This is a genomic window from Prescottella sp. R16 (assembly GCF_030656875.1).
Taxonomy (GTDB): domain Bacteria; phylum Actinomycetota; class Actinomycetes; order Mycobacteriales; family Mycobacteriaceae; genus Prescottella.
This window is the reverse complement of sequence record NZ_CP130943.1, coordinates 101,524-117,241: the sequence shown is the minus strand read 5'-3', so window position 1 is coordinate 117,241 and position 15,718 is coordinate 101,524. Positions and strand designations below refer to the sequence as shown.

The window sequence follows — 15,718 nt, the reverse complement described above, 5'->3', positions numbered from 1 at the left end:
GGGATCAGTTTCCCTACGTAGGCACGCCCTATCGCCACACGAAGAAGGATAAATCGCTGCATGGTAATTTCGCCGAAAACCGCTGTGGTGCACGGTATAATCGATGCGGTCGGCAACGAAAATGCTCTACTGAGTCGCTCGCGCGATCCTCTCGAGCTCGCCCGCCTCTTCCCTCGGCCGGGTCGCCTCGACGTCCAGCCGAACGTGGTGGAGCTTGCCGTCGAAAGCGAATCCGCCGACCGGGATCTCGTCGGTGACAGGCGTGCCCCGGCTGACTCCGATGTCGAGGCACTCGTTGAGGCTGAATTGGAACGGCGTGGTCGCCGACATCCGCTGCTTCGCAACCGGAATACCGTCGATCGACAGAGTGAAAACGCCGCCACTACCCGGCCGGCCCCCGTCGTACGCGAAGTCGACGGTGACGTCCTGCACTCCGCTGGAGAGTGTCCGGGGCGACCGGACGTACGTCGAGGATCGCCCGGAGCAGTTGTAGCAGAACACCGGTACCGAATCGACAACGTAGAGCGCGAATCCGCCGAATCGGCCACCGATGCTCATCAGTACACCGTTCGCAAGGTAGTCGCCGATCTCGACTTTCGCCGTAATCGTGTACGAACTACTGAACACCCGCGGGGCCGCCTTCTCGATGATCCCGTCCATGTGGGGATACAGCGTGAGTCCGGTGCGGCCACGCAGCACGTGGGGTGCCCTCGTCTGCGGGTCGAGATTGCGGGTTCTCGTACGATCGTCCAGAGGGAACACCTGGTAGCGACTGCACTCGAGCAGGAACTTCTCCTGCAACTCGGCCAGTTTCTGCGGATACTGTGCCGAAAGGTCCTGCGACTGAGACCAATCGACGGAGGTGTCGTACAGTTCCCACACGTCGTCCGCGTAGTCCGGCGGTGGCGCCATCAGCTCCCACGGCCGCCGATGCATCGCCACCGCGGTCCAGCCGTGGTCGTAGATGCCACGGTTACCGAAGATCTCGAAGTACTGGGTAACGTGCCGATCCGATGCCGTGGCCTCGTCGAACGAGTAGTTCATCGCAACCCCCTCGACCGGTTGTTGCGTTACACCGTCGACCGTCGTCGGGCTGGGGATACCCGCCGCCTCGAGGATGGTCGGGGCTATGTCGACACAGTGGTGCCACTGGTTCCGAACCTCACCTTGGGCTTGGATCCCGTTGGGCCAGTGGATTACCAGTCCGTTCCTCGTGCCACCGTAGTGCGACGCGACCTGCTTGGCCCACTGGTACGGCGTATCGAGAGCGACCGCCCAGCCTGCCGGATAGTGGGCGTAGCTGTGCTCGGTACCGATCTCGTCGAGGCGCTCGAAGATCTCCTCGGGAGACTGCGGAAATCCGCTGAGCGTCGCGAGGTAGTTGAACGACCCGTCGAGACCGCCCTCCGTCGAGGCACCGTTGTCACCGATCATGTAGACGACCAGTGTGTCGTCGAGCACGCCCCGGTCCTCGAGATAGCCGATCATACGTCCGACCTGGTCGTCGGTGTGCTCCAGGAACGCCGCGTAAGTCTCCATCAACCGCGCCGCGACGACTCGTTGCACGTCGGTCAGTTCGTCCCAGTGCGGAATCCCGGGAGTCCACGGCGCCAACACCGTGTCGGCTCCGACCACGCCGAGTTCCTTCTGTCGCGCCAGCGTGGTCTCGCGCAGCGCGTCCCAACCCTGATCGAACTCGCCCCGGTACTTGCCCTGGTACGAATCCGGGATCTGCAGCGGTGCATGGACCGCACCGAACGGCAGGTAGCAGAACCAGGGCTTGTCCGGGTCCATGGCGTCGACGCCCTCGATCCACTGGATCGCCTGGTCCACCAGGTCCTCGGAGAGGTGGTAGCCCTCGGCCGCCGTCCGGGGCGGATCGACCATGGTGAAGCCGTCGTGGAGCACCGGCGCAAACTGGTCCGCCTCTGCCCCCAGAAATCCGTAGAACTTGTCGAAGCCCTCACGCAGCGGCCAGTGATCGAACGGGCCGGCCGCCGTGCTCTCCCACGGCGGTGTCTGGTGCATCTTCCCAAAGGCAGCGGTTGCATAGCCGTTGCCCTGTAGCACCCGCGCGACGGTGGCCGCGCTCGCAGGGCGCATGCCGTTGTAGCCCGGCGAAGATGTCGAGATCTCGGCGATGTTTCCCATCCCGACGCTGTGGTGATTGCGGCCGGTCAACGTAGCGGCACGCGTCGGCGAGCACAGTGCAGTGGTATGGAACCTGCTGTACTTCAACCCGTTCGACGCCAGCCGGTCTGCCGTCGAGGTCCGGCACGGTCCACCGAATGTGGATGCCGCACCGAAGCCCACGTCGTCGAGCATCACCAGGAGAACGTTCGGTGCTCCTGCCGGCGGCCGGACCGGGGGCACCTGACGGAACTTCTCCGACTGATCTTCGATGTAGACCGCAGGCGACGGCTGCGGAACCTCGGAGACGATGGGAATCGAGTGACGGTTGATTGTCATATATGAAGTCCTCTCGCGAATTTCGTTACTCGAGCATTCCTAGATGACGCACGTCGAAGACTCCCCGATTCGTCCACGGCATGTCGTCGGCACCGATCACCTTCACGGTCGCGACGGTCGCGTTGGTCTGGTTGCAGATCGGAACGAACATCGCTTCCTGCAACGTCAGATCCCAGATCCGGGTGTAGAGCGGGGCCCGCTCCGCCTGTGACAGGGTCGGATTCGCGGCCTTCGCGGCCAGTTCCCCGATCTGGGGGCTGCCGTTCGCGAGGTCGTAGGCTCCGGTGACGAAGGTGCTCACGGTCTCGGCCGGGTCGACTTTGGCACCGAACGTATTCGCAACGTTCGTCTGGAAGTCGCCGGCGATGTAGCGGGGCTCGGTCTGTGTGTTCGGAACCGGATCGAGTTCGGCCTCGATACCCACTTCCGAGAGTGCCGACTGGATAACGTTCGCGGGCTTCTCCGCGTTGGTACCGGCCGCGAACGTCAATGTGACCTTCGCGCCGCCGACAGCCTGCACCAGGCTCTTCGCCTTCTCCGGGTCGAACGGGTACGGATACCGGTACGACTCGTCCGATGCCCAGTCGCCGACCGGATGCAACTGCCGGGTCGGGGTGCACGTTCCCGAGAACAGCGCGCTGATCGCGTCGGGGTCGATCGCCGATGCCACCGCCTGCCGGACCTGGGGCACCGCGAGGTCACCCTGCGGTCGCATGTACAGACCGAGCACGTTCCGGAACGGCACTTCGGTGACGGCGAAAGCACCGTTCCTCGACAGGGCCTCGGCCTCGACGACTTCGTTGGCGGAGCTCACCCAGCTCAGATCCGTTGCTCCGGTCTTCACCCCGTTCAGCCGGGTGGTGGCATCGGGGATCCACGTGAATTCGATGCCGGCGAGTTTGCCGGCTTCCGGATCCCAGTTGGTTTCCTCCGCACGTACCAGTGAGACCGATTCCTGGGGAACGTACTTCGTCACGAGGTAGGCACCCGAGCCACTGCGTCCCGGATCGTTTCGCAGATCGGCCCCGGCCTCGATCGCCTGCGGCGATATCATCATCCCCGCGTTGGCGCTGAACAGGCCGGGCAACTCCACTCCGGTGCCGGGGGCCAGTTGCAGACGCACGAGATTATCGTCCACGACATCCACTGCAGTGATGCCCTGTAGCGCGCCGGCGACCGTGCTGCCGTCGAGTGTCTGTCCACGCCGGATGTTCGCGGCCACCGCCGCGGCGTCGAACCGGGCACCGTCGTGGAACGTCACGCCCTCTCGGAGACGCAACTCCAGGTACGAACCGTCCGGTGCGAACTCCCACGACTCCGCCAGGCCGGGGGCCAGCTGGCCCTGTCCGTCGATCACGGTCAGCCGGTCGAATATCGGCGTCAGATAGCTTGTCTCGCCGAACGTTCGCTGCAGATGTGGATCGAGACTTCCTGTCGGAACCGGCGAGGTGACCCGGAGGACGGCGGTGCGGTCGATGTCCCCCGACGCAGTCGGAACGGTCGAGGCACCGCCGCCCCCACCGCAGGCTGCGAGCAGCAGCCCGACCCCGAAAAGTCCCGCCGCGACACCGAGTCTCGGCGCCCGTCTCACTGTGTGCACTGTCGATCCCCTCGATAGGTGCGGTCTGCGACGCTCTCACCGGGACGGTTTACACCGGTTCGTCACCGTCGATCACGACCCGGTGCATCCGGCGTCGACTGGCATAGTCGGCCACCGCATAGTGCTGCGTACACCTGTTGTCCCACAGGGCGATGGAACCGGGCTCCCACCGGAAACGAACCTGGAAGTCCGGCGACCGGACGTGGTCGGTCAGCATCGGGAGCAGCGCATCGTTCTCGCGGTCGGTGAGGCCCTCGATCCTGGTGGTGAAGATCTTGTTGACGAACAGGGCCTTGCGACCGGTCACCGGATGGGTCCGGACGACGGGGTGAGAAGTCGGCTGGAAGTCCGCGTTCACGGCATTTCGTGCGTGCGAGACCGAGTTCGACGAGTCGTGCACAGCAGTCATCCCGTCGAGAAGTCGCTGCATACGGGACGAGAGCGCGTCGTAGGCCGCGTACATCGACGCCCACAACGTGTCACCGCCGACATCGGGCAGGATCACCGCGCGCAGCATCGATCCGAGGGGTGGTCGGGCGAGGAAGGTGGCGTCGGAATGCCAGATGTCCGAGTTCGCCGTCTTGGGCTTGGTCGGATCGATGTCGATCGCATGCACTTCCGGCACCGACTCGGATACCGGCGACAGAAACGCGAATCGTTGCAACGGGCCGAAGTGTACGGCGAAATCACGGTGCGCCACATCGTCGATGTGCTGATCTCGAAAGAAGAGCACCTGGTGCTCGTGGAAGAGGTCTCGGATCTCTTTCACCACGTCGGCATCCAGCGGCCGTGACAGATCGATGCCGGCCACTTCGGCGCCGAGCGCGTGGGCCAGCCGTTGCACGTGCAGTTCGGATGTCGACATCGCGAACCCCCTTCTAAGGCAGAATGTCTTAACGGAGATTAGGGGCGGGCCCCGCCCTCGTCAAGCATTGAGACATGGTCGGGCACAATGGGTCACATGTCCGAGGATGCTCGCACGAAGATTCTGCTCGCCGCCGAACAACTGTTCGCCGAGCGTGGCGTCGAGCATGTGTCCATGCGCCAGATCGGCGAACGTGCCGGTCAGCGGAACAACTCGGCAGTCCAGTACCACTTCGGAAACAAGAGCGGACTCATCCAGGCGCTCTACGACCTACGGCTACTGCCCCTCAATGCCGAACGGCACCGCATACTCGAGGAACTCGACGCGCCCGGCCCCCTGGAACTCGCACACGCCTACGTCCGGCCGCTGGCTGCCGCCGTCGTCGCCGGCGGCGGCTCGTCGTGCTACGCCCGCTTCCTCGATCGCTACCTCGGGCGGGGCCGCGATTTCGAACCGTTCGACGACCGACACGGGAGCGGGTCGCGGGAAGTGGTGCGGCAGATGTCGGAGCTGCTCACGGATGTGGATGCCGGCACCCGCGAGGAACGACTACGGATGGTCCAGGTACTCACCATCCGCACCCTCGCCGACCTCGAATACCGCCTGGAAACCGGCCAGGCCGATGCTGCCGCCGCCGACCTGACCGTCACCGCACTCGTCGACGCCATTGCCGATCTACTCGAATCGCCTGGTCACGCCCGGAAATGACCTTCGGCGACACGAGCGGTCAGAGGTAGACGTCCCGCTGAGTGGGTCGTGGCCACAGATTCCTTCCGGACCCAGCAAACGATTGATACGCTCCCTCGCATCGATCGGCCCGACACCCACTTCTCCAACACGACGTTGACGCACGGGTAATCAATACATCTGTCTATCAACATCTTTCGTCGACATCATCATCACGGTCGCATGCATGAACGCGGCGACACGACCGCACCCGACTCCCCCACTCAGGCAGCGCAAACACCTCCGCACAGATGGGAACCTTTCCGACATGGCTGGTTTCATTCCATCGACACCCGGTCAGAAATCCTCGGATACCGAGAACCGGTCCAAGAAACAATCGATCCTCATCATCGTGCTGGTCGCGCTGATGACCGAGATCGTCGCCTTCGAATTCACCCTCGTCAGCCCCGGCCTCACCGACATGGCCGTCGACTTCCAGACCACGCGCATCACCCTGGTGATGACGATTCCGCTCCTCGTCGGAGGTGTCGTCGTCCCCATCGTCGGCAAACTCGCCGACGTCTACGGCAAGAAGAAGGTCCTGCTGTCGGCAGGCGCCACCTTCCTCGTCGGCACGGTGTTGTGTGCCACCGTCGCCTCGTATCCGCTGTTCCTCGTCGGCCGCGGCCTGCAGGCGTGCGGTCTCGCGTCTTCGGTGGTGTGCTACGGACTGATCCGGGACCTCATCCCGTCACGCTGGGTGCCGCTCGGCGTCGGCGGTATCGGTGTCGGCATCGGCGCGTCCGCACTCATCGGCCCCATCCTCGGCGGATGGCTCATCGACACGTTCGGATTCCGCAGCGCCTTCTGGTTCCTGTTCGCCTACTCGGCCGCCGTCATCATCGCGATCGCCCTCCTCGTCCCCGAAACGACCGTCCGCATCGCCCACCGCGTCGACTACCTCGGTGCGCTCCTACTCGGCCTCGGTGCCAGCGCCCTCATCCTCGGCGCGAACAACGAGGATCTCCGGACCGTCTCCTTCGTCACCGGCATCGCACTGATCGTGATCTTCGTCCTCGCCGAACGACGCATCGCCCAACCACTGATCTCCATGTCGCTGCTCGCCCGGCCGGGAGTGTGGATGACCCTCGCGATCGCCGCCGCTTACGGCGTCCTCAACGGAGCGAACGGCGCCCTCCTGCCCCAGATGCTGCGGGCACCGTCGATCCCCGGCAACGACCAATCCGGGCTGGGACTGTCCGCACTGGGATACGCCGTGCAGTTCGGACTGCCCCAGGGACTCGCGGCCGCCGCCTGCGGCCTGCTCGCCGGATGGGTCGCACGACAGCACTCACCGCGACTGGCGATGCTCATCGGCATGAGCGGCGCATTCATCGGATCACTGCTCGTCGCATTCGGACTCGTCGACACGACCGGAGCCACGATCCTCCTGGGCTTCTTCATGGGTGTCGCGAACGGCTTCTTCTACGCGTCGAGCCAGAACCTGCTCATCGAAGCGGTCCCCGCCGACACCCAGGCCGTCACGGGATCGATGAAGTTCACGTCCGAACAGGTCGCCGGAGCACTCTCGAGCGCCTTCCTCGGCGTCATCATCGGCAACTACGTACTCATGATCAACCCGACCACCGGACAACCGATTCCGTCGATGCAGGGCTACCACTACTCGTACTTCATCTGCGCCGCAGCAATCGTCGTCGCCATCGCCGTCACCCTCGCCATGAAACACGGCCGCACCCCCGCCACCGGCGGACTCGCATCCGGCCAGAAATTCGACACCCCCGAGACACCGGCCGTGCCGACGCGCTAGACGGTTGCGCCACCGTGCGCCTTTCCGGTAACGACAGCTACCGGAAAGGCGCACCGGTGCGGAGCGCCTACGCTGAACGGCATGTCGGAACTCCCCAAACCCACCTTCGGGCAGTACGTCGGCTACCAGTTCGGCCGGACGTTGCCGGACTCGCTGCAGGACTGGGTCCGCCGGGACCTGGTGGGGCCGGGCGCGTCGGTGCGGTATCTGATCCGGTTCACGGTCCCGGTCGTCCCGTTGTTGCTGTTGTTCCTGCTGATTCCCGGTCCGGTGTGGGTGCCGTTGGCGATGATGGCACTGCTGTTCCTGCCGTTGGTGTACTTCGCAGTGGCCTTGATGCAGGTGTATCGCCGGCATCGACTGCACAGTCACGGTCTCGATCCGGATCTGGTCGCGGAGAAGGCGCAGCGTCGGGCCGACCGGGTCCGCGACGACTACGAACGCCGCCACGGGCGCGCCTAAGTTACCCGTCGGTCAACTATCGTGGTCGGGCTAACCGACGACAGGAGGCAATCATGAGCGACCCCGTGGCGACCGCCGATCTGGCCGACGAGATCGGCCCGGACATCCGCAGCTGCGACACCCAGTTCATCCAGTTCGGCGCCCGGCCCGCATTCTCCGGCCCGATCACCACCGTCAAGTGCTTCCAGGACAATCTGCTGGTCAAGCAGACCCTCAGCGAGCCCGGCAACGGTGGCGTCCTCGTCGTCGACGGCGACGCGAGCGTGCACACCGCCCTCGTCGGCGACATCATCGCCGGCCGCGGTGTCTCCAACGGCTGGGCCGGCGTCATCGTCAACGGTGCCGTCCGCGACTCCGCGATCCTGCGCACCCTCGACATCGGTATCAAGGCGCTCGGCACCAACCCCCGCAAGAGCACGCAGACCGGGTCCGGGGAGAAGAACGTGCCCGTCTCCTTCGGTGGTGTCACGTTCAACCCCGGCGAAACCGTCTACAGCGACGACGACGGCGTCGTGGTGCGTTAGACGTTTCGCGCTTGTGCGCCTTTTCGGTGGTAGTTGCCACCGAAAAGGCGCGCGGGCGACGAAGCCGCCTATTCCTGTACCACCCGGGCCTTCGCGCCGCCGATTTCGACGATGTCGCCGGCCCGTAGTTGGCGTCCTCGGCGGGTGTCCGTTTCGCCGTTGACGGTCACCAGTCCGTCGGCGATGACTTCTTTCGCCTCGGCACCGGATTCGATGAGGTTGGCGAGCTTGAGGAACTGACCCAGTCGGATCGACTCGTCACGGATGGGGACTTCGTCCACGAATTCAGACATGACGTCATCTTCCTCCATCCGAATCCGGCCCGGACGCCGCACACTGGGGTGACACAGGATGCGGGGAAGGGACGGCGATGGTCACGAGTACCGGGAGATCGGCGGGAGCGGTCGGCGAGCCCAGTCCCCACGAGGTACCGGCACGGGCGAAACGCGGGCGACTGTCGGAGGTTCCGCACATTGCGGGACTGATTCTCGGTGTGTTCTCGGTGCTGGTGTTGTTGTGGAGCCTGTCTCCGACGCTGCGGTATCTCGTCCACACTCCACGCATCTATGTCGCGCACTACTATTTCGACGCACCGGATACGAGCCTGTCGTGGGCGTTGGTGCTCGCGCTGGTTGCGGCGGCGCTCGCGAGCCGGAAACGGATCGCGTGGTGGCTGCTGACCCTGTACCTGGTCCTCTTCGCGGTCGACAATGCGGTCGAGGCGATCGTGGACAGAAATGCCAGTGCCGCAGTTGCTTTCGTCGTCCACATCGTGGTGGTGGGAATTCTGGTGGCGTCCCGCGGCGAGTTCTACACCCGGGTACGGCGCGGTGCCGGGTGGAAGGCGCTCGGGGTGCTCGTCGCAGGCCTGGCGGTCGGCACGCTGCTCGGTTGGGGCCTGGTGGAGCTGTTCCCGGGATCGTTGCCGTCCGGGCAGCGTTTCTTCTGGGCCCTCAACCGGGTCACGGCCCTCGTCGTCATCGAGAACGAACAGTTCGACGGGCATCCGCACGCGTTCGTCAACACGCTCCTGGGCCTGTTCGGTGCCCTCGCACTGCTGGCCTCGGTGATCACCCTGTTCCGGTCGCAGCGGGCGTCGAACGCGTTGACGGGCAGCGACGAGTCCGCTCTGCGCGGCCTGCTCGACGACTTCGGGGCCGGCGACTCCCTCGGCTACTTCGCGACCCGCCGCGACAAGGCGGTCGTGTTCGCGCCGAGCGGCAAGGCCGCCGTGACGTACCGCGTCGAGGTCGGGGTGTGCCTGGCCAGCGGTGACCCGATCGGCAACCCGGAGGCGTGGCCGCACGCGATCGACGCCTGGCTGGCGCTGTGCTCGAAGTACGGGTGGGCGCCCGCCGTGATGGGGGCGAGCGAAACCGGTGCCACCGCCTACGCCCGGGCCGGACTGTCGGTGCTGCAACTCGGTGACGAGGCGATCCTCGACACCCACGACTTCACGCTCGGCGGCCGCGAGATGCGGCAGGTCCGGCAGGCCGTCAACCGGGTCCGCAAGCAGGGGGTGACGGTCCGGATGCGACGGCACCGCGACCTCACCGACCAGGAGATGGCCGACGCGATCACCCGCGCCGACAGCTGGCGCGACACCGAGACCGAACGCGGATTCTCGATGGCCCTCGGCCGGCTCGGCGACGGACTCGACGGCGACTGTCTGCTCGTCGAAGCGGTCGGGCCGGACGGCGACGTGCTGGGCATGCTGTCGTTCGTGCCGTGGGGCCGGAACGGCGTGTCCCTCGACCTGATGCGCCGCAACCCGCACGCCCCCAACGGCATCGTCGAACTGATGGTCGCCGAGCTGGCGATGCGCGCCGACGAGGTCGGTGTCGTCCGGATCTCGTTGAACTTCGCGGTGTTCCGGTCCACGTTCGAGGAGGGTGCCCGTATCGGTGCCGGACCGGTGCTGCGGATGTGGCGGGGCCTGCTGCTGTTCTTCTCCCGCTGGTGGCAGCTCGAGGCGCTGTACCGGTCCAACGTGAAGTATCAGCCGGAGTGGGCGCCGCGCTACCTGTGCTTCGACGACAACCGGCATCTGCCCCGCGTCGGTATCGCGTCGGCCGTCGCCGAGGGCTTCCTGACACTGCCGTCGTTCCGGCGTCCCGCGAACGCCCCCACCCACACCGGACGGCACACCGCCGTCCCCGACGCGGTGGCCGGCACCGGACTCCTGCACGACGACGGCAGCGCCCCCCGCGGCGTCTCCCCCACCGCCGGTTCGGCTCCGTCCGCGGCGGTCGAGTCCGGTGGTCCGCGGCGGCCCGAGCAGGTACGGGTACGGATGGACAAGCTGGCCCGGCTCACCGACGCGGGCGTCGACGCCTATCCGGTGGCGGTACCGCCGACGCACACGGTGGCCGCGGCGTCGGCGTCGGAGGGCGCACAGGTCCGGGTGGCCGGACGGCTGCTGCGGATCCGCACGTACGGCGGTGTCGCGTTCGCGGTGCTGCGGGACTGGTCGGGCGACATCCAGATCCTCATCGACCGCGCCGCCGTCGGGGACCGGCTCGACGAGTTCGCCGCCGACTTCGACCTCGGCGACCTGATCGAGGTCACCGGCACGGTGGGCCGCAGCCGAAAGGGCGAGTTGTCGCTGCTGGCGGCCGAATGGCGGATGACCGGCAAGTGCCTGCACCCGCTGCCCGACAAGTGGAAGGGCCTCACCGACGCCGAGACGAAGGTGCGGCAGCGGTACGTCGATCTCGCGATCGACCCGGAGGCCCGGCGCCTCCTCGCGGCCCGCACCGCGATCGTGAAGTCGTTGCGCGACACCCTGTCCGGCCGCGACTACCTCGAGGTGGAGACGCCGATCCTGCAGCGCGTCCACGGTGGTGCGAACGCGGCCCCGTTCGTCACCCACATCAACACCTACGACCTGGACCTGTACCTGCGGATCGCCCCGGAGTTGTTCCTCAAACGGCTGTGCGTGGCCGGCATGGAGAAGGTGTTCGAGATCGGACGGGTGTTCCGCAACGAGGGTGTCGACTTCAAGCACAACCCCGAGTTCACGATCCTCGAGGCGTACGAGGCGCACAGTGACTACGGGCAGATGATGGTGCTGTGTCGGGAGCTGATCCAGAACGCGGCGATCGCCGCGCACGGCACCGCGACGATCATGCGGCCAGGTCCGGCCGGCGAACTCGTGGCCGTCGACATCTCCGGCGAGTGGCCCGTCAAGACGATGCACGGCGCGGTCGCCGAGGCCCTCGACGTGGAGGTGACCCCCGAAACACCGCTCGGCGAACTACGGAAACTGTGCGACGACAACGGGATCGAGTACCAGAAGAACTGGGATGCCGGCGCGGTCGCACAGGAGCTGTACGAGCATCTCGTGGAAGGGCAGACCGAGTTCCCGACGTTCTACACCAACTTTCCGACGTCGATGTCGCCGCTGACCCGGCCGCACCCCACCATCCCCGGGGTGGCCGCGAAGTGGGATCTGGTGGCGTGGGGCATGGAACTGGGCACCGCGTACAGCGAACTGACCGATCCGATCGACCAGCGTCGGCGGCTCACCGAGCAGTCGCTGCTCGCGGCCGGCGGCGACGCCGAGGCGATGGAACTCGACGAGGACTTCCTGCAGGCCCTCGAGCACGCCATGCCACCCACCGGTGGTCTCGGTATGGGCGTGGACCGTGTCGTCATGCTCGTCACCGGCGGCAGCATCCGCGAATCGCTGGCGTTCCCGTTCGCGAAACCGCGCAACTGACATGCCGGTACGCCGGTACACCGTCGCCGCCCTGCTGATCGCGGGCGCACTGCTGTACTCGTCGTGGCTGCTGGCGTTCGTGCTGACCCCGCACGCGAACCCGTTCGAGGGGTTCGCGAGCCAGCTCGCCGCGACCGACCAGCAGTACGGGATCGTCTACCGCACCGGCGACCTGCTCACCGGCATCGTGCTGGTCGCGGCGGCCGGGCTGGGACTGGCGTTCACGCCACGGCGGCTGCTCACCACCGTCGGCTGGCTCTCGCTCGGCGTGTTCGGCGCCGGCACGATCGCCGATTCCCGTCTACCGCTGCGGTGTTCGACGGCAGCATGTGAGGCGACGCAGGTTCCGCTCACGCATCAGTGGCACGCGCTGACGAGCACCGTGTCGGTGACGGCCGCGGTGGTGTCGGCGGTCGCGTTCATCGTCGCGATCGTCGTCCACCGCGCACCGCGGGCGATGTGGTGGTGCGGCCTGGCCGTCGTCGTGCTGTTCCTGATCGGCACCCTGTGGATGCTGGTCGGCGTCGACGACACCTCCGGCGGCCACGCGTGGCTCGGGTTCGCGCAGCGCGTCGAACTGCTGTCGATGAGCGGATGGATGGTGCTCGTCGCCGCCACCCTCCTCGACGGCCGGGCGTGGCGGGACGTGCACGGGGCACCCGGTTCCACCTGAACCGGACCCGGACCGTTTCGCTGTCGGCGGATCTGCTCACAGCAGCGCGCCGTTGTCCGGAGACGCCGGGCGGCACAGGGTGAGGTCATGTCCGAGAACACGATCGACCCCACCGCGGTCCTGGACCGTGACCTCAACCAGCGCCTGTTCGCGCAGCGCATGATCCTGCTGGGCGATGCCCTCGAGCAGGCCAACACCAACCGCATCTGCACGGCCCTGCTCGTCCTGGCCACCGAGGACCCGGACTCGGACATCGCCCTGGTGATCAACTCGCCGGGCGGTTCCGTACCCGGGATGCTGGCGATCCGCGACTGCATGCGTGCCGTGCCCAACGACGTCGCGACCGTCAACCTCGGCATGGCGTACAGCGCAGGCCAGTTCCTGCTGTCCGCCGGCACCCCAGGTAAACGGGTGGCGCTTCCCCACGCGAAAGTACTGCTGCACCAGGGGTCCGGCGGCGTCAGTGGTTCGGCGCCGGACGTCGCGATCCAGGCGGACCAGATCCGGCACACCCGGGACACCGTTCTCGCCTGCATCGCCGAGGACACCGGGCGGACCGTCGAGCAGATCACGCGGGACTCGGTACGGGACCGCTGGTTCACCGCGGGCGAGGCCCTCGACTACGGGTTCGTCGATCGCGTCGTGACCTCTCTCGACGACGTCGTTCCACGTCCGCTGCCCCGTTCGTTCGGGCTGGGGGTGGCCCGGTGAGCACCTACACGATTCCCTATGTGACGCTGTCGACGTCGTCGGGCGAACGCACCGTCGACATCTACAGCCGACTGCTCGCCGAACGGATCGTCTACCTCGGCACCGCGGTCGACGAGGGTGTCGCGAACGCGATCATCGCGCAACTGCTCCACCTGGAGAGCGACAGCCCCGACCGGTCGATCTCGCTGTACATCAACTCGCCGGGTGGTGCCGTCCCGGCCGTCCTCGCCGTGTACGACGCGATGCAGTTCGTGCAGTCCCCGATCGAGACCACCTGTGTCGGCGAGGCCGTCGGCAGCGCAGCCCTGCTGCTCGCCGGCGGCACCGCGGGCCGACGGTCGATTCTGCGCCACGGGCGCGTCGTGCTCCACCCGCCGATCACCGAGGGCGGCCGCGCCGCCATCCCCGACCTCGTTCTCGAGGCGGAGGAGACCGAACGCATCCGCGGACTGCAGGAGCAGATCCTCGCCGACCGCACCGGCCGTGCCCCCGAACAGGTACGCCTCGATCTGGAACGACAGCTGGTTCTCACACCCGCCGCCGCGATCGACTACGGCATCGTCGACACGGTCGTCGAGAACCGGTCTCCGGTGTGAGGTTCGGTCACGCAGCCAGGCAGACAGGTCCCGACGGTGTCCGGCGAGCATCGACGGGACGCGGGGCGATCGGACGGACCGGCGCGATCCGGTAGGCGCGTCGCGCCAAACCTCCGACGGTCGTCTCCAACGCTCCGGCGACAGCGGCCAGCAACTCGGACGACGGATCCTTCACGCCACGTTCGATTTCCGACAAGTACTGGGGCGACACCCCGGCACGCTCGGCGACGTCGGACAGTCGTTCACCTCGATCGGTACGAATCCGTCTGATCTGCTCGCCGACGACGTCGCGCCACAGCCGATCCGGCTCGTCTGGGGTCGCCGACGTCTCTGGGACGGCTGCGTTCATCCGACGGAAGTTCACCTGGACGGCCATGACCGTAGGCTACCCGCGGCCGACGCGTTCCGGCTCGCACTTCGACCACGACGTCGAGGGCCGACGACGAGACGAGGGGACGAACGGAGAGGGACGGCACAAACCGCCCCTCTCGTGTCGGGGCGACGATCAGGACACAGGGCGCAGTGGATGGATTCCCGGGGCCGCGGCGAGGTGGGATCCGAACGCACCGGCGGCCTCGCGCATGTGATCCGATTTCATGTGGGCGTCGAGCGCGTGCTGGTCCTGCCACACCTCGACGACGACGAACGTCCCTGGGGCCGAAGCAGATTCGTACAGGTCGTAGGAGACGCACCCGTCCTCCTTGCGGCTGGCCTCGGCGAGGGCGGCGAGAGCGGTGCGCACCGTGTTCTCGGAACCGGACTTGGCCGGCAGGGTGGCTACGACATGCAGGTTCGACATCGACTTCCTCTTCTGTGAGTGCCGCCACAGTGCACGGCGACCCCGACGGTACCTCGGACCCGGTCCCGCATGCCGTAATTGCAGTGCAGCCGGATCTGCTCCGTTCCGGGCCGACGACACCACCCTGTCGGATACAGTCCTGTATCGAATCGACCGGCGTGCCGAACGAAGGGGATGACCAGCAGCGATGCCCACCGTCAGCCCGCGTCGCGCCGAGACCCGCCGTCGTCTCCTCGACGCCGCCGGCACGGCGTTCGCCGAGGAAGGCTTCGGACGCTCCAGCGTCGAGCAGGTGTGTGAACGTGCCGGATTCACCCGCGGCGCGTTCTACTCGAACTTCACCTCGCTCGACGAACTCTTCCTCGCCCTGTGGGAGCAGCGGTCGGCCGCCATGCTCGACGCCATCCGCACCGCCCTCACCGATCCGTCCGGTCCGGCCCCCGCCAGTGTCGAGGACGCCGTCGACCGGGTCCTCGCCGCAATCCCCGTCGACGACGCCTGGTACCGGATCACCGCCGAATTCACCGCGCACGCGCTGCGCAACCCCGCACTCAAACGGGTCGTGGCGGCACGCGAGGAGGCGATCCTCCACACGATCCTGCCGATCGTCGAGGACGCCCTCGCCGCCACCGGACGCCGCGTCACCGACCGCACGGCTCTCGGCCACGCACTCGTCGCGATCCACGACGGCACCACCGTCCAGATCCTCCTCGAACCCGGAAACGAGACGGTCCGGCAGGCACGTCGACGCCTGTTCGTCACCGTGATCGACAACTACAGCGCCGCAACGGACAGGAGATAAGT

15 protein-coding genes are annotated in these 15,718 nt (G+C 66.6%); 9 read left to right on the top strand and 6 right to left on the bottom strand.

Annotated elements, in window-relative coordinates:
- Positions 1-126: 126 nt before the first annotated feature.
- The 3 genes from Q5696_RS00500 to Q5696_RS00490 are packed head-to-tail and all read right to left on the bottom strand — an operon-like array spanning position 127 to position 4,934.
- Entirely contained in the window at positions 127-2,463 is a 2,337-nt protein-coding gene (locus tag Q5696_RS00500) for an arylsulfatase (protein WP_305095406.1), read from the bottom strand.
- A 31-nt stretch (positions 2,464-2,494) separates the two neighbouring features.
- Entirely contained in the window at positions 2,495-4,069 is a 1,575-nt protein-coding gene (locus Q5696_RS00495) for an ABC transporter substrate-binding protein (protein WP_305093299.1), read from the bottom strand.
- Between the two features lie 49 nt (positions 4,070-4,118).
- Positions 4,119-4,934, bottom strand: a complete 816-nt coding sequence (locus Q5696_RS00490; protein ID WP_305093298.1) for a TauD/TfdA dioxygenase family protein — start codon at positions 4,932-4,934, stop codon at positions 4,119-4,121.
- Between the two features lie 96 nt (positions 4,935-5,030).
- On the opposite strand from Q5696_RS00490, the gene Q5696_RS00485 reads away from it, so the two are divergent.
- From Q5696_RS00485 to rraA, 4 genes are all read left to right on the top strand, one after another.
- A complete protein-coding gene (locus Q5696_RS00485; protein ID WP_305093297.1) occupies positions 5,031-5,642 on the top strand; it encodes a TetR/AcrR family transcriptional regulator in 612 nt (203 codons plus the stop codon).
- A 286-nt stretch (positions 5,643-5,928) separates the two neighbouring features.
- On the top strand, positions 5,929-7,428 hold the full coding sequence (locus Q5696_RS00480) for an MFS transporter (RefSeq protein WP_305093296.1): 1,500 nt from the start codon (positions 5,929-5,931) through the stop codon (positions 7,426-7,428).
- A gap of 81 nt (positions 7,429-7,509) precedes the next feature.
- Complete coding sequence (locus Q5696_RS00475; protein WP_305093295.1) at positions 7,510-7,890, top strand: DUF5313 family protein; 381 nt, start codon at positions 7,510-7,512, stop codon at positions 7,888-7,890.
- 53 nt (positions 7,891-7,943) lie between these two features.
- Positions 7,944-8,414 (top strand): ribonuclease E activity regulator RraA, encoded by a 471-nt coding sequence (gene rraA / locus Q5696_RS00470; protein ID WP_305093294.1) that lies wholly within the window; start codon positions 7,944-7,946, stop codon positions 8,412-8,414.
- A gap of 68 nt (positions 8,415-8,482) precedes the next feature.
- Here the strand turns inward: rraA and Q5696_RS00465 are convergent, their stop codons facing one another.
- On the bottom strand, positions 8,483-8,707 hold the full coding sequence (locus Q5696_RS00465) for an RNA-binding S4 domain-containing protein (protein WP_305093293.1): 225 nt from the start codon (positions 8,705-8,707) through the stop codon (positions 8,483-8,485).
- A gap of 77 nt (positions 8,708-8,784) precedes the next feature.
- On the opposite strand from Q5696_RS00465, the gene lysX reads away from it, so the two are divergent.
- The 4 genes from lysX to Q5696_RS00445 all read left to right on the top strand — a co-directional run bounded on the left by lysX (position 8,785) and on the right by Q5696_RS00445 (position 14,115).
- On the top strand, positions 8,785-12,135 hold the full coding sequence (gene lysX / locus Q5696_RS00460; protein WP_305093292.1) for a bifunctional lysylphosphatidylglycerol synthetase/lysine--tRNA ligase LysX: 3,351 nt from the start codon (positions 8,785-8,787) through the stop codon (positions 12,133-12,135).
- 1 nt (position 12,136) lies between these two features.
- Complete coding sequence (locus Q5696_RS00455) at positions 12,137-12,808, top strand: DUF998 domain-containing protein (RefSeq protein WP_305093291.1); 672 nt, start codon at positions 12,137-12,139, stop codon at positions 12,806-12,808.
- Between the two features lie 87 nt (positions 12,809-12,895).
- Positions 12,896-13,519, top strand: coding sequence for a ClpP family protease (locus Q5696_RS00450; protein WP_305093290.1), 624 nt, complete (start codon positions 12,896-12,898; stop codon positions 13,517-13,519).
- Positions 13,516-14,115 carry a ClpP family protease gene (locus Q5696_RS00445; RefSeq protein WP_305093289.1) on the top strand — a complete coding sequence of 200 codons (600 nt, stop codon included), beginning with the start codon at positions 13,516-13,518 and terminating at the stop codon, positions 14,113-14,115. The genes Q5696_RS00450 and Q5696_RS00445 overlap by 4 nt, the downstream gene beginning before the upstream one ends.
- A 7-nt stretch (positions 14,116-14,122) precedes the next feature.
- Here Q5696_RS00445 and Q5696_RS00440 read toward each other — a convergent pair whose 3' ends face one another.
- Both Q5696_RS00440 and Q5696_RS00435 read right to left on the bottom strand, forming a co-directional pair.
- Positions 14,123-14,491 (bottom strand): helix-turn-helix domain-containing protein, encoded by a 369-nt coding sequence (locus tag Q5696_RS00440; protein ID WP_370654837.1) that lies wholly within the window; start codon positions 14,489-14,491, stop codon positions 14,123-14,125.
- 129 nt (positions 14,492-14,620) lie between these two features.
- Positions 14,621-14,914, bottom strand: a complete 294-nt coding sequence (locus Q5696_RS00435) for a putative quinol monooxygenase (RefSeq protein WP_305093288.1) — start codon at positions 14,912-14,914, stop codon at positions 14,621-14,623.
- A 187-nt stretch (positions 14,915-15,101) separates the two neighbouring features.
- On the opposite strand from Q5696_RS00435, the gene Q5696_RS00430 reads away from it, so the two are divergent.
- A complete protein-coding gene (locus tag Q5696_RS00430) occupies positions 15,102-15,716 on the top strand; it encodes a TetR/AcrR family transcriptional regulator (protein ID WP_305093287.1) in 615 nt (204 codons plus the stop codon).
- Positions 15,717-15,718: the final 2 nt, after the last annotated feature.

Coding starts and splice junctions, on each gene's coding strand:
- Q5696_RS00490 (WP_305093298.1), bottom strand. CDS start 4,934: ATGTCGACATCCGAACTGCACGTGCAACGGCTGGCCCACGCGCTCGGC.
- Q5696_RS00485 (WP_305093297.1), top strand. CDS start 5,031: ATGTCCGAGGATGCTCGCACGAAGATTCTGCTCGCCGCCGAACAACTG.
- Q5696_RS00480 (WP_305093296.1), top strand. CDS start 5,929: ATGGCTGGTTTCATTCCATCGACACCCGGTCAGAAATCCTCGGATACC.
- Q5696_RS00475 (WP_305093295.1), top strand. CDS start 7,510: ATGTCGGAACTCCCCAAACCCACCTTCGGGCAGTACGTCGGCTACCAG.
- rraA (WP_305093294.1), top strand. CDS start 7,944: ATGAGCGACCCCGTGGCGACCGCCGATCTGGCCGACGAGATCGGCCCG.
- Q5696_RS00465 (WP_305093293.1), bottom strand. CDS start 8,707: ATGTCTGAATTCGTGGACGAAGTCCCCATCCGTGACGAGTCGATCCGA.
- lysX (WP_305093292.1), top strand. CDS start 8,785: ATGGTCACGAGTACCGGGAGATCGGCGGGAGCGGTCGGCGAGCCCAGT.
- Q5696_RS00455 (WP_305093291.1), top strand. CDS start 12,137: ATGCCGGTACGCCGGTACACCGTCGCCGCCCTGCTGATCGCGGGCGCA.
- Q5696_RS00450 (WP_305093290.1), top strand. CDS start 12,896: ATGTCCGAGAACACGATCGACCCCACCGCGGTCCTGGACCGTGACCTC.
- Q5696_RS00440 (WP_370654837.1), bottom strand. CDS start 14,491: ATGGCCGTCCAGGTGAACTTCCGTCGGATGAACGCAGCCGTCCCAGAG.
- Q5696_RS00435 (WP_305093288.1), bottom strand. CDS start 14,914: ATGTCGAACCTGCATGTCGTAGCCACCCTGCCGGCCAAGTCCGGTTCC.
- Q5696_RS00430 (WP_305093287.1), top strand. CDS start 15,102: ATGCCCACCGTCAGCCCGCGTCGCGCCGAGACCCGCCGTCGTCTCCTC.